Annotated in this window: 14 protein-coding genes and 1 pseudogene; 8 read left to right on the top strand and 7 right to left on the bottom strand. The window is 72.9% G+C overall.

The genetic code is table 11. The features are described from left to right. The 3 genes from ACFWVC_RS12960 (at position 1) to ACFWVC_RS12950 (ending at position 2,828) form a co-directional block, all read left to right on the top strand. Positions 1–654, top strand: a complete 654-nt coding sequence (locus tag ACFWVC_RS12960; RefSeq protein ID WP_384283385.1) for a hypothetical protein — start codon at positions 1–3, stop codon at positions 652–654. 68 nt (positions 655–722) lie between these two features. After that, the gene (locus ACFWVC_RS12955; protein WP_384283381.1) at positions 723–1,130 is read left to right on the top strand and encodes a hypothetical protein; all 408 of its coding nucleotides are present in this window, start codon (positions 723–725) and stop codon (positions 1,128–1,130) included. Positions 1,131–1,175: 45 nt separating this feature from the next. Beyond that, the gene (locus tag ACFWVC_RS12950) at positions 1,176–2,828 is read left to right on the top strand and encodes a bifunctional 3'-5' exonuclease/DNA polymerase (protein ID WP_384283378.1); all 1,653 of its coding nucleotides are present in this window, start codon (positions 1,176–1,178) and stop codon (positions 2,826–2,828) included. A 25-nt stretch (positions 2,829–2,853) separates the two neighbouring features. Here ACFWVC_RS12950 and ACFWVC_RS12945 read toward each other — a convergent pair whose 3' ends face one another. The 3 genes from ACFWVC_RS12945 to ACFWVC_RS12935 are packed head-to-tail and all read right to left on the bottom strand — an operon-like array spanning position 2,854 to position 5,743. After that, complete coding sequence (locus ACFWVC_RS12945; protein ID WP_384283373.1) at positions 2,854–3,501, bottom strand: lactate utilization protein C; 648 nt, start codon at positions 3,499–3,501, stop codon at positions 2,854–2,856. After that, entirely contained in the window at positions 3,498–4,982 is a 1,485-nt protein-coding gene (locus ACFWVC_RS12940) for a LutB/LldF family L-lactate oxidation iron-sulfur protein (RefSeq protein ID WP_384283368.1), read from the bottom strand. Before ACFWVC_RS12940 ends, ACFWVC_RS12945 begins: the two co-directional genes overlap by 4 nt. Further along, positions 4,979–5,743, bottom strand: coding sequence for a (Fe-S)-binding protein (locus ACFWVC_RS12935; protein ID WP_384283365.1), 765 nt, complete (start codon positions 5,741–5,743; stop codon positions 4,979–4,981). The genes ACFWVC_RS12940 and ACFWVC_RS12935 overlap by 4 nt, the downstream gene beginning before the upstream one ends. 192 nt (positions 5,744–5,935) lie before the next feature. Between ACFWVC_RS12935 and ACFWVC_RS12930 the strand changes: the two genes are divergently transcribed. The 3 genes and pseudogenes from ACFWVC_RS12930 (at position 5,936) to ACFWVC_RS12920 (ending at position 8,885) form a co-directional block, all read left to right on the top strand. Continuing rightward, positions 5,936–6,256, top strand: a complete 321-nt coding sequence (locus ACFWVC_RS12930; protein ID WP_384283363.1) for an L-rhamnose mutarotase — start codon at positions 5,936–5,938, stop codon at positions 6,254–6,256. 274 nt (positions 6,257–6,530) lie between these two features. Continuing rightward, a pseudogene (locus ACFWVC_RS12925) lies at positions 6,531–7,803 on the top strand (RNA-guided endonuclease InsQ/TnpB family protein). Between the two features lie 59 nt (positions 7,804–7,862). Continuing rightward, positions 7,863–8,885 carry a LacI family DNA-binding transcriptional regulator gene (locus ACFWVC_RS12920; protein ID WP_384283727.1) on the top strand — a complete coding sequence of 341 codons (1,023 nt, stop codon included), beginning with the start codon at positions 7,863–7,865 and terminating at the stop codon, positions 8,883–8,885. A gap of 11 nt (positions 8,886–8,896) precedes the next feature. On the opposite strand, the gene ACFWVC_RS12915 is transcribed toward ACFWVC_RS12920, so the two are convergent. The 3 genes from ACFWVC_RS12915 to ACFWVC_RS12905 form a co-directional block, all read right to left on the bottom strand. After that, entirely contained in the window at positions 8,897–10,027 is a 1,131-nt protein-coding gene (locus ACFWVC_RS12915) for an NAD(P)-binding domain-containing protein (RefSeq protein WP_384283360.1), read from the bottom strand. Between the two features lie 11 nt (positions 10,028–10,038). After that, entirely contained in the window at positions 10,039–10,497 is a 459-nt protein-coding gene (locus ACFWVC_RS12910; protein ID WP_384283357.1) for a hypothetical protein, read from the bottom strand. A 356-nt stretch (positions 10,498–10,853) separates the two neighbouring features. Beyond that, the gene (locus ACFWVC_RS12905) at positions 10,854–10,934 is read right to left on the bottom strand and encodes a putative leader peptide (RefSeq protein WP_384283725.1); all 81 of its coding nucleotides are present in this window, start codon (positions 10,932–10,934) and stop codon (positions 10,854–10,856) included. Between the two features lie 94 nt (positions 10,935–11,028). On the opposite strand from ACFWVC_RS12905, the gene ACFWVC_RS12900 reads away from it, so the two are divergent. Both ACFWVC_RS12900 and ACFWVC_RS12895 read left to right on the top strand, forming a co-directional pair. Continuing rightward, entirely contained in the window at positions 11,029–11,451 is a 423-nt protein-coding gene (locus tag ACFWVC_RS12900; protein ID WP_384283354.1) for a YjbQ family protein, read from the top strand. A 48-nt stretch (positions 11,452–11,499) separates the two neighbouring features. Next, entirely contained in the window at positions 11,500–11,631 is a 132-nt protein-coding gene (locus ACFWVC_RS12895; protein ID WP_384283351.1) for a hypothetical protein, read from the top strand. A 150-nt stretch (positions 11,632–11,781) separates the two neighbouring features. Here ACFWVC_RS12895 and ACFWVC_RS12890 read toward each other — a convergent pair whose 3' ends face one another. Continuing rightward, positions 11,782–12,531 carry a DUF4232 domain-containing protein gene (locus ACFWVC_RS12890; RefSeq protein WP_384283346.1) on the bottom strand — a complete coding sequence of 250 codons (750 nt, stop codon included), beginning with the start codon at positions 12,529–12,531 and terminating at the stop codon, positions 11,782–11,784. Positions 12,532–12,615 lie beyond the last annotated feature (84 nt).

Genomic DNA, 12,615 nt, shown 5'->3' with positions numbered 1-12,615 from the left:
ATGCAACCACTCGACGGCGCGGACCTGCCGGGTTACCGGCAGGTCGCCGAGCACGCCTGGACCGATGACCACGGCGATGTGATCAGCCTGCACTTCTTCGACCTGCCGCCGGACATACCGGCGCCCCTGGAGGAGCCTGTCCCGCTGCGGCAGGCGCTGGCCCACGTCACGGCAGGCGCCGGCGGCGGCCTCATCGAGGCCGACGTGGTCCAGGTGGCCGGCCTGCCGGCGCTGCGCCAGGTGCTCAAAGTGCCGCTGCCGGACCGGCCGAGCGGTCTGGCCTTCCTCGGCAGCTACACCCTGCCGCGCGCGGCCTGCAGCGCCGTGGTGAAGGTGCAGGCCTTTGAAGCCGGCCCCACCGGGATGCGCGAGGCCCTGGTGCTCGCCGAACTCGGCCCCGAGCAGTACTTCCTGGCGCATCCCTACGCGCCCGGGCTGCGCGGTGGGCTGCCGTTCCACCGGGCCGACGCCCCGGAGTACGACGCGCGCTTCCCCGGCCACCCGCTCACCCGGGTGCGCACGGCGCTCGCGCACCTGTCCGGGACCCTGCGCGCCGACCCGGACTTCGCGCAGCTCCCGCCCTTCACAGGCCCGGCCGGCCGCCGGACCCGCCTCCCAGGATGGGTGAGCAAGCGCACACGCCGGGACCGGTGATCCGCCGCGCGGCCCCGGCGGCCGCCGCTAACGTGAGGCGCGGCGCCGACATCCGCAGGAGGTCCCCGATGGCAGAGCACCTTTCTGGTCGTTCCGGTCGTTCCGGTGGTTCCGACCGTTCCGCCAGGCTGCTGGCCCGGCTGCTCGCCACCGCGGGCACCGCGCACTTCGTGGTGCCCGGGCCCTTCGACGCGATCGTCCCGAAGATCCTGCCCGGCAACGCCCGCAACTGGACGTACGCCAGCGGAGCGGTGGAACTCGCGCTCGCCGCCGGCATCGCGCTGCCGCGCACCCGCCGTGCCGGGGCGCTGCTGGCGGCCGGCTTCTTCGCCGGAGTGTTCCCCGCGAACGTGAAGATGGCCCGCGACTGGCGCGACCGTCCCGCACCGCTGCGCAAGGCCGCCTACGCGCGGCTGCCGCTGCAGGTGTCGCTCGTGCTGTGGGCGCTGAAGGTGAGCCGCGACGCCGACGGCTGACCGCCGTCCCGGGGCATTGTCGGTGCCCCGCCCTACGCTCGGTGTGTGACCTCGCAGAGGACCCTGTCCGTCGCCGTCGTCGCCGATCCACTGGGGACCGGCGGGCGGCTCCAAGGGCTGCGCGAGGACGGCACCCCGGCGGGCCCGCCGGAGAGCGTGCCGGATCTCGCCGCGGCCGTCGCCGACCGCGAGGCGCGCCAGGCGCCGCGGTGGGTCTGGGCCGCCACGGACGAGATCTACCCGCCCCTGCTGGCAGGGCTGCCGGTCCGCCCCGCACGGTGCCACGACCTCAAGCTCGTCGAGGCACTGCTGCTCGGCGCGGAGGAACGCTTCGGTCTGCCCCGCTCCCTGGGCGCGGCCTGGGCCCGGCTGCGCGGGCTGCCCGTGCCCCCCGACGCGCCCGAGGGCGGCCCCGACGACCAGCCCGTGCTCTTCGCCGCCGACCGCCACCACCTCCCGCCCGGTACCGACCCGCTGGAGGCCGTGGTCGCCGTCCACGCCGAACAGCAACGCCGCATCGCCCTGTCCGAACACCCCGACCGCATGCGCCTGCTGTGCGCCGCCGAGTCCGCCGGGGCGCTCGCCGCGGCGGAGATGACCCACGACGGGGTGCCCTGGAGCGCCGCCGCCCACGACGAGGTGCTGATCGGGCTGCTCGGGCCGCGCCCGGCCGGGGGCGCCCGGCCGAAGGTCCTCGCCGAACTGGCCACCGCCGTCCAGGAGGCCCTGGGCCGCCCGGTCAACCCGGACTCGCCCGCCCAACTGCTGCCCGCCTTCGAGCGGGTCGGCGTGCACATCACCTCGACCCGCTCCCACGTCCTGCGCGATGTGGAGCACCCCGCCGCCGCCCTACTGCTGCGCTACAAGGAGCTCTCCCGCATCCACAGCGCCCATGGCTGGGCCTGGCGTGAACACTGGGCGCCCGCAGGGCGGTTCCGTCCCGAGTACGTCGTCGGCGGCGTCGTCTCCGGCCGCTGGGCCACCCGCGGCGGCGGCGCGCTGCAGATCCCCCGGCAGTTGCGGGCCGCCGTGGTCGCCGACCCAGGGCACCGCCTTGTCGTGGCCGACGCCGGGCAACTGGAACCCCGCGTGCTCGCCGCACTGTCCGGTGATCCCGGACTGGCGGCCGCCGCGGCCGAGGGCGACCTCTACGCGGCCCTGGCCCGCACGGCCTTCGGCGGCGACCGCGCACGGGCCAAACTCGGCCTGCTGGGCGCCATGTACGGGCAGACCACCGGCGAGGTGGGACCGTTGCTCGAGGTGCTGCGGCGCCGTTTCCCGGACGCCATGCGGCTGGTGGAGTCCGCCGCGCGCACCGGCGAGGCAGGGGGCGTCGTCCGCTCCCATCTCGGCCGCACGTCGCCGCCGCCCGCCGCCGACCGTCAGGACCTCAGCGACGCCCAGGCGCGCGCCTGGGGCCGCTTCACGCGCAACTTCGTCATCCAGGCCACCGCCGCGGAATGGGCGCTGGCCGTGCTGGCGTCGCTGCGCCGGCGCCTGGCCGCGCTCGACGGCCCCCGGCTGGTCTTCTTCCTGCACGACGAGGTCATCGTGCACACCCCCGAGGAACTCGCCGCCGAGGCCGGGAACGCCGTCGCGGAGGCGGCGGACGAGGCCCGCCGCCTGCTGTTCGGGCCGACGCCGGTGTCCTTTCCGCTGGAGACCCATGTCGTGCGCTCCTACGCGGAGGCGAAGTGAGCCGGCGCGCGGGACCGCACGACGGTCACGACGTGACGAGCACGACCTCCAGGGTGCGCGGGCCGTGCACGCCCTCCACCCGGTCAAGCTCGATGTCGCTCGTCGCCGAGGGCCCGGAGATCCAGGTCAGTGGACGGGCCGGATCCAGCCGCTCCAGGGCCTGCGGCACCGAGTCGACGACCTGCTCCGGCACGCGCACGACCACCACGTGGTGGTCCGGCACCAGCGTGATCCTGCGCCTTCCCTGGTCCGGCCCGGCGTCCAGCACGATGGTGCCCGTCTCGGCGATCGCCACGGCGCAGCCGGTGACGACGCTGTCGACGGCGTCAAGCTCGTACGGCGTCAATGCCGCGGTGTCCGCGACCTGTTCGACGTCCTTCGCCTCGGCGAGCCAGCCCTCGGGGAGGCCGGCCGGCACGACCACGCTGTGCGTGCCCCGGGCGGACAGCAGGGCCGCGAGACGCAGCGGCAGCTCCCCGGTGGTCGTGCGGTGCACGATGGCGCGGTAGTCGGCGAGGTTCTCGGCGAGCAGATCCGCGCTCTGCCCGGGGTCCCGTTCGCCGTGCACGCGCAAGTAACCGTGTTCGGCCGGGCCGCCGCCCGGCGCCTCCTCGCGCGGGACGTCGGCCAACGCGCGGCGGACGCGGCCCAGGATCTGTTCGCGGGTGCTCATTTGGTGCCCTCCGAGCTCTCGGCGCCCCGGGTGCGCCGCCACCAGTCGCGGAAGGATTCCGCAGGGACGGCCGGGATGTCACGTGTGTCCGTCCAGGCGCGGCCGGGACCGGGCAGCCTGCGCGGGTGCAGGCCGCGTGTGCGCGAGGCCAGCCGCTGACCGGCGCGCAGCGCCCCGGGGTGGTCCAGCGTCCAGCGCGCGGCGCGCATCGCGGCACGCTCGGCCGCGTGCCCCTTGGCGGGCTTCAGCACGACCCGGCTGCCGCCGCGCGTCACTTCGCCGCCCTGGACGACCCGCTCGCGCAGATGGACCAGCACCTCGGGGATGTCGATGGCGACCGGGCACACCTCGTAGCAGGCGCCGCAGAGGGACGAGGCGTAGGGGAGAGAGGCGTCCAGCGCGGTGTCCGTGCCGCGCAGCTGCGGGGTGAGGATGGCCCCGATCGGCCCGGGGTAGGCCGAGCCGTAGGCGTGGCCGCCGGCCCGCTCGTACACCGGGCACACGTTGAGGCAGGCCGAGCAGCGGATGCAGCGCAGCGCCTGGCGGCCGACCTCGTCGGCCAGGGTGTCGGTGCGCCCGTTGTCCACCAGTACCAGGTGGAAGGCGCGGGGACCGTCCTCGTCCGTCGTGCCCGTCCAGGTGCTGGTGTACGGGTTCATGCGCTCCGCCGTGGAGGAGCGCGGCAGCAGCTGGAGGAAGACCTCCAGGTCCTGCCAGGCGGGCAGCACCTTCTCGATGCCGACCACCGAGATCAGCGTCTCGGGGAGCGTCAGGCACATCCGGCCGTTGCCCTCGGACTCCACCACGACCAGTGTCCCGGTCTCGGCGATCATGAAGTTGGCGCCCGAGATGCCCACCTTGGCGCGCAGGAACTTCTCCCGGAGGTGCAGCCGCGCCGCCTCGGCCAGGTCGGCCGGGGTGTCGGTCAGGCCCTCGGGCGCGGGGCGGCCCCAGTTCGACATCGCGCCGTTGAAGATGTCGCGGATCTCCGTGCGGTTGCGGTGGATCGCCGGCACCAGGATGTGGCTGGGCCGGTCGTCGCCGAGCTGCACGATGAGCTCGGCCAAGTCCGTCTCGTAAGCGGCGATCCCGGCCTCGGCGAGGGCCTCGTTGAGCCCGATCTCCTGCGTGGCCATGGACTTGACCTTGACGACCTCGGTCTCGCCGGTGGCCTTGACCAGCTCCGTCACGATCCGGTTGGCCTCGTCGGCGTCGGCCGCCCAGTGCACGATGCCCCCGGCGGCGGTGACCGTCTCCTCCAGGCGCTCCAGGTAGTGGTCGAGGTGGCGCAGGACGTCGTCCTTGATGCGCTTGCCCGCCGTGCGCAACTGCTGCCAGTCGGAGAGCTCGGCCACGGCCTTGGCGCGTTTGTCGCGGATCGTGTGCGTGGCGTGGCGCAGGTTGCCGCGCAGCGTCTCATTGCGCACGGCCTCCTCGGCGGCCACCGGGAAGGCGGGCATGCCCAGATAGGTACCGCTCATCGGATGCCTCCATAGGGGCGGTCCTCGGTGGAGGCGAGGATCTCGGCGAGGTGGACCGGACGCACCTCGGAGCCGAGCCGCGCCAATGTGCCGCCGATGTGCATCAGGCAGGAATTGTCGACGGTGCACACGGCCGAGGCGCCGGTACCGGTGATGTGCCGTGCCTTGTCGGCGCCCATGGCGGCGGAGACGGCGGCGTTCTTCACCGCAAAGGTGCCGCCGAAGCCGCAGCACTCCTCCGCGCCGGGCAGTTCGGCCAGTTCCAGGCCCTTGACGTGCTGCAGCAGCTCCAGCGGGCGGCGGCCCAGGCCGAGCATGCGCAGGCCGTGACAGGTCGGATGATAGGTGACCTTGTGCGGGAAGTAGGCCCCTACATCGGTCACTTTGAGCACATCGGTGAGGAATTCGGTGAGTTCGTAGGTGCGTGGCACGACGGACTCGGCGATCGCGGCCAGCTCGCCACCGCGTCCCTCGGCGCGGGCCCGGTCGCCCATGCGCGGGTAGTTGTCCCGCACCATGGCCGCGCAGGAGCCGGAGGGTGTGACGATGTGGTCGTACCCCTCGAAGGCGCGTGCGTAGCGCCTCATCAGCGGTTCGGTCTCATGCCGGTAGCCGGTGTTGAACTGCGGCTGGCCACAGCAGGTCTGGGCGGCGGGGAAGTCCACGGTCACCCCCAGCCGCTCCAGCAGCGTGACGACGGCCTTGCCCGTCTCCGGGTACAGCGTGTCGTTCACACAGGTCACGAAGAGCGCTACGCGCATCTGGCCTCCTCCCGGTAGGTGCGGCCGCCCGCAGGCCCCTCATACTGCCGCAGCCGCCGATCGCTGTGAAGCAGAGATCGGATGTCTGCGCATGGTGGCGCAGCGCATTGACGAGCCATGTCGGGGTGTCCTAACGTCCCTGGCATCTCATTGAAACCTTTCATATCAGATTCGGGAAGGCCGGGACCGAGCGTGGAGCGCGTGTGTTTTCTCTTGAAGGTCCGGGCGGACCGGCTGGCGGAGTACAAGGAGCGCCACGCCTCCGTGTGGCCCGAGATGCGCGAGGCGCTGTCCGCCACCGGCTGGCACAACTACTCCCTCTTCCTGCGGGAGGACGGTCTGCTCGTGGGCTATCTGGAGACGGAGGACTTCGCGGCCGCGCAGGCGGCCATGGCGGAGACGGACGTCAATGCGCGCTGGCAGGCGGAGATGGGGGAGTTCTTCGAGGCGCTGGACGGCGCCCGGCCCGACGAGGCGATGCGGCCCCTGACGGAGGTCTTCCATCTGGCGTGAGCAGGCGCCGGGGCTCCGGTCGTTGAGCGGGCCGCCGGTTCCCCCGCCGGCAAGGCCCGGACACGGCGGGGAGGACGGCGCGTAACCCCCGCGACAGGTGTGCGACCACGGTGGGCGCCGATGTCATCACCAGTTTTCTCCCAGGAGGCCCGGGCCTTCAGGCCGGGGAGGAATGGGTCCTTGGGCCGGAGCCGCGAAGCGGCGGAATTCTCTGCGCATCTGTTCTGACCTGCACTCTCATCCGTTGTCAGTGGGGGCTGTTAGGTTCCGAAGCATGACGACGACAGTGACGGCCGAGGAGGGGTCCGGGCATGCCCGGTACACCTTCCGGCTGCGTGTGTCGTCCACCGCGCGTGCCGCCCTGGGGGCGGAGTGGGCGCGCTGCCGGTGGGTGTGGAACGAGTGCGTGGCCGTGTCCCGCAAGGTCCACGGCCTGAACAAGAGTGCCGGGCAGAAGATCGGTTGCGGCCCTGCGCAGCTCGACAGGATGCTGACCGGGGCCCGGCGGTCGATGGCGTGGCTGCGGGAAGGCAGTTCGGTGCCGCAGCAGCAGACCGTCCGGGACTTCGCGAAGGCCCGCGCCAAGGCCCTGAAGGACATCACGGCCCGGCTGCCGATGCGGCAGCGGGCAGGAATGCCCCGCATCAAGCGCAAGCGCCAAGCCGCCCCAACGCTGAACTACACCCGGCGCGGCTTCCGGCTCAAGAGCGGGCGCCTGCACCTGGCGGGAGGCATCGCCGTGACGGTGGTGTGGTCCCGCGACCTGCCCGCGAGCCCGACGTCGGTGCGCGTGTACCGGGACAGCTGCGGCCACTGGTACGCCTCCTTCGTCGTCGCCGTCCAGGTGCAGCCGCTGCCCGCCACCGGAGCGGTGATCGGTATCGACTGGGGCGTACGCGAAACTGCGACCACGACCAGCGACGCCCATGACCTGCCCCACGCCCAGCACGGCAGGACCGCCGCGGCGAAACTGGCCCGGTACCAGAAGATGATGGCGCGGCGCCGCACCCCGAAGAACAAGCCCGACACGGGCGGATACCGCAAGGCCCGCCGGGCCGCCGCGAAGGTGTCGAGGAAGATCGCCCGCCGGCGCCAGGACACCGCCCGCAAGTGGGCCAAGCGCGTGGTGACCGACCACGATGCGATTGCGGTCGAGGACTTCCGGCCGAAGTTCCTGGCGAAGTCCACGATGGCCCGCAAGGCGGCTGATGTGGCGATCGGTGCGACGAAGGCGGCTCTGATCGAGATGGGTCGTAAGCACGGGCGGGACGTCCGCCTGGTGCATCCCGCGCACACCACCAATGGACTGCGCGTCGTGCGGAGCGAGAACCAAGCACGCACTTCCTCTTTCGGAACGTACCTACACCTGCACCGCGTGCGGAGCCGTGTCCCCCAGGGACAAGAACTCCGCCCGCGTGATGCTGGTCCGGGCTGGTCTCAACCCGGCTGGTGCCGATCGTGTAAGAGCTGGCGGACCGCTGGTCCCCAGCCCACGTGAGCCAGGAATCCCCGCCCATCAGGGCGGGGAGGATGTCAACTATGCGTAGCATGAACCCGCGACCCGCGGCGGGTCGCGGAGGGCGGTAGGGCGGAACCCGTGACACGCATGGTGGGGATCAAGGATGTCGCTCGGCATGCGGGCGTCTCGGTCGGAACGGTGTCGAACGTCATCAACCGGCCCGACATGGTCTCCGAGGACACGCGCGCGCGTGTGCTGTCGGTCATCGAGGAACTCGGCTACGTCCGCAGCGAGTCCGCCCGCCAGTTGCGGGCCGGGCACAGCCGCATCATCGCACTGCTCGTGCTGGACATGGCCAACCCCTTCTTCGTGGACGTCGCCTCGGGCGCGGAGCGCGCCGCGCGGGAGACCGGGCTCGGGGTGATGCTCTGCAACAGCGCGGAGAGCCCGGCGGAGGAGTCCGAGTACCTGGGGCTCTTCGCGGAGCAGCGGGTCCGCGGGGTGCTGGTCACGCCCGCGGACACCAGTGGCCGGAACATCGAGTCGTTCCGGCGGCACGGCATCCCCTTCGTGTTCGTGGACCGTGTCGTGCCGAGCGCGGAGGCCTGCTCGGTGTCCGTCGACGACATCGAGGGCGGCCGGCTGGCCGTCGACCACCTCATCGAGCGCGGCCACGAGCGCATCGTCTATGTGAGCGGCCCCATGCACCTGGCCCAGTGCCAGGACCGGCGCACGGGCGCCCTGGCGGCGCTCACCGCGGCGGGGCTGCCCGCGGACGCGCTCGCGCACATCGAGGCCGACCGGCTCGACGTCGCCTCCGGGCGGGACGCGGGCGCACGGATCCTGGGCATGGCGAACCGGCCCACGGCGGTCTTCTGCGCGAACGACCTGCTGGCGCTCGGTGTTCTCCAGGCGCTGTACGCGGCGGGGATCGCCGTGCCCGAGGAGATCGCGCTCGTCGGTTACGACGACATCGAGTTCGCCGCGGCGGCCGCGGTGCCGCTGACCTCGGTGCGGCAGCCCGCGTACCGGATGGGCCGGGCGGCCGCCGACCTGCTCATAGAGGAGACCGGCGACCTCGCGGAGGAGCACGAGCACCGGCGCATCGTCTTCCAGCCGGAGTTGGTCGTCCGTGGCTCCACGCTCGGCAAGGGGCGCGCGGGGTGCTGAGCCCGAAGGGTTCAGCCTGCCACGGCCACCTCCGCGCGGGTGGCGCGCAGAAGTGCCCGGATCTCCCGGACCGCGCTGCGGCCGGCACGGTTGGCGCCGATGGTGCTGGCGGAGGGGCCGTAGCCGATCAGGTGGACGCGGGGGTCGGCCGCCGCCTGGGTGAGCCCGTCAAGGCGGATGCCGCCGCCGGGTTCGCGCAGGCGCAGGGGCGTCAGGTGGTCGAGGGCCGCCCGGAAGCCGGTGGCCCACAAGATGGCGTCGGCCCGCACATGGTGTCCGTCGGCCCAGGTGACGCCGTCCGGGGTGACGCGGTCGAACATGGGGTGCCGTACGAGGATGCCGCGCTCCTGGGCGCGCTGCATGGCCTCCGTCATGGGCAGTCCGGTCACGCTGACGACGCTCTGCGGCGGCAGGCCCTGCTTGACGCGCTCCTCGACGAGCGCGACGGCCGCGCGGCCCTGCTCCTCGCCGAAGGGGCCGGAGTGGTAGACCGGCGGCCGCCGGGTAACCCAGGTCGTGGCGGCCGCGCCGCCCGGCTCACGCAGTTCCATCAGCAATTGCACGGCGGAGGTGCCGCCGCCGACCACGATCACGTGCCGGCCGGCGAACTCCTCGCGGCCGCGGTAGCCGGCGGTGTGCAGTTGGCGCCCGCGGAAGGTCTCCTGACCCGGGTAGTGGGGCACGAAGGGCCGGTCCCAGGTGCCGGTGGCGTTGATCAGGGCACGTGTGGACCAGGTGCCGGCATCGGTCTCGACCAGGAGCCGGCCATCACCCGCCTCCCGTACGGACGAGACGTCGACCGGGCGGTGGACGCGCAGGTCGAAGGCGCGCTCGTAGCGGTCGAAGTACTCCGCGACGACCTCCGAGGAGGGCCGCTCGGGATCGGCGCCCTCCAGCTCCATCCCGGGCAGGGAGTGCACGCCGTGCGCCCTGCCGTAGGTGAGGGTGGGCCAGCGGAACTGCCAGGCGCCGCCCGGTCCGGGGGAGTGGTCCAGGACCACGAAGTCCTCGTCCGGGACCATGCCGGCGTGGCGCAGGAAGTACGCCCCCGACAGCCCGGCCTGGCCGGCTCCGATGACGACAACCTCGACGGAGGTGACTGCCCTGCCGGCGGTGATGTCGCCGATGTCCGTGTGGTTCACGATTCCAGCAACTACGACGGCGCCGGGAAGCTTCCCGGGGCCGCCTCACGCCGCAGCCGTGCGACCCGCGCCGCCGCCTCCTCCAGCCGGGCCAGGGGCAGGTCGCCGTCGGCCACGGCGCGTGCCGCCGCGGTGCGGATGGCGTCCTGGACGCCCGCGTCGCAGCCGGGACCGAGCTGGAGCAGGTCCACCCCGGAGAGCCAGGCCAGTACGGCGGCGCCCGGCACGCCCCAGCCCTCGACGACCTCGGCGGTGTCCAGCGGCTCGCTGATCACGACGGCGCCGTGCCCGGCCTCGTCGCGGAGCAGTTCCGTCACGGCGGGCCCGCCGCTCAGCGCCGCGGGGACGCCGATGGTGACCGCGCCCGCCAGCTCCAGGCCGCGCCGGAGCCACTCCGGTGGCCGCCGGGTGCGTGGGACGGGCAGCAGGCAGGCGTCGACGAGGGCGGCGACGCGGTGCGGTGCGTACACGTGGGTTCCCTTCGGCGCACGGACGGGCAACGGGACACTATCCCGGTTCGGGGAAGTGGTCCAGACCAATAGGGTACGGCTGCCCGCGTGGAGGGCCGTACCCGGCCACCGTTCCCGCGCTCGCCGCGGGTACTCCCGTCAGGGAATTCGCGGCCCGGCTTCTCCAGCGGCCCGCATGTGGCGAGTTCGGCGGAGTACCCGACGGCGCGCATCCGGCGGCCGGCACCCGGCGCCCGCCTACGGATTCGGCCAGATCCCGAGCCTGTCGTGCGCAAAGGCGCTGTGTGAAACGGCACGCACAATGGACGCGGAAAACGCGGAAAACGCGGTGAACCGGGAAAACAGGCGTCGAGGCGTCAGCGGTCGTACGGACAGACCGCGGAGGCCACCCGCAGCAGGTCGATGTGACCGCGCGTGGTGAGCAGAACCGGACGCATCATGGCGACGACCGTAGCGACGGCGCCCGGAGAGCGTCAACGGTGCCCCGGCCCCAGGGACGCGTTCGTGCCGCCCCTGCGCCACCATGGACGCATGGCCGACGCTTTCACCACCCGCCTTGTGGACGTGACCACCGGCGGCACCGAGACCGTCCACGATCTGACCGCCGCCTGCGCCCACTTCCTCCGGGACGTGGCGCGCGGCCGCGACGGCCTGCTCAACGTCTTCGTCCCGCACGCGACCGCCGGTGTGGCCGTCATCGAGACCGGCTCCGGCAGCGACGACGACCTGCTCGCCGTGCTCCACGACCTCCTCCCGGCCGACGACCGCTGGCGGCACCGTCACGGCAGCCCCGGCCACGGCCGTGACCATGTGCTGCCCGCCCTCGTCCCGCCGCACGCGACCCTTCCGGTGGTCGGCGGCTCGCTGGAGCTCGGCACCTGGCAGTCCGTGGTCCTGGTGGACACCAACAGGGACAACCCCCGCCGCCAGGTGCGGTTGAGCTTCCTGGGTTGAGGGTTCGCGGGTCATGAGGCTCAACTGCTCCAAGCCGCCGACGACCTCGTGGCCGCCTTCGCCGAAGGGCAGCTGGACGACTACTTTCGGGCCTTCGCCCCGGACGCGACCTTCGTCTTCCACACCACTGCGCAGCGCATCGAGTCCGTCGCCGAGTACCGGCGCGTCCGGGCCCGGTGAGTGGCCGAGGACGACTTCCGGGTGCTGGGCTGCCTCTCGTCCGACCGGATGGTCCAGCAGTGGGACGGCACCGCGGTCTTCCGAACACCTGTCGCCTGCGCCGCAGGACTCCTGAGCTCCCCGGCCGGCGGCGCGGCCCTCGCCGCGCCGTCAGCCGGAGACGCCGAACGGGGTGACGGCGATTCTCCCCCGGCAGGGGGAGATGTCGAGCGGCGTGATGTCCAGGGCCGCGGAGTCGCCGGGGACCAGGACGTGGGCGCCGTACGGCGGGTTGTAGAAGTCCTCGCCGGTGCAGACCGTTTCGGTGGCCGACTTCCAGACGAGGCTGAATGTCGTGCTCTGCCCGGGCGCGAGATCGACGGCAGCGGGCCGGGAGGGCCCATAGCGCGTCACCGACAGCGGGCGCGGTGACACCGGGTCGATGAACCCGTCGTCGTTGCACCCGGCGTCGCAGTGCAGGATGGTGTTCTCGCCGTAGAACGTGATGCCCGGCCAGCCGCGCAGCAGGCACGCGGCGCCGGACCGGTTGCTCAGCAAAATGTCCATCGCCTCGTCCCCGGGATTGCCGAGGACGGCCTTGCGCGGGTAGTTGCCGCCCAGGCCCAGATCCCGTGCGGCGCAGTCCGGTTCGGCGTGCGCCGCGCTGTCACCGCCCCGGGCACCCATGGGTGACGCGACCGCTCGCGGCCGTGATGGGGCGGGAGGCGCCGCGTGCCGCCCCGGGTCTCCCGTGGGGGCGCCGGGGGCCGTTCCCGTGGTCGCGCCCGCGGTGGCGGCGTACGGCTGGGGCCCCGAGACGGGGTCGAGGTCGGGCGGGGTGACCGTGCAGCCCACGGCGACGGCCGCGAGCAGCAGGCCGACGACGAGGACCGCCGTGCCCCTGGGCCTGGGATTTCTCACTGCGACACGATAGGGCCGCCGGCCCGCGACCGGCCCCACCACGGGAGACGATCGGACGATCTTCATCGCCCGTTCACCGTCCGG

Source organism: Streptomyces sp. NPDC058691 (assembly GCF_042714775.1).
GTDB lineage: Bacteria > Actinomycetota > Actinomycetes > Streptomycetales > Streptomycetaceae > Actinacidiphila.
The sequence above is the reverse complement of the archived record's forward strand: the minus strand, read 5'-3'. Positions and strand labels throughout refer to the sequence as shown.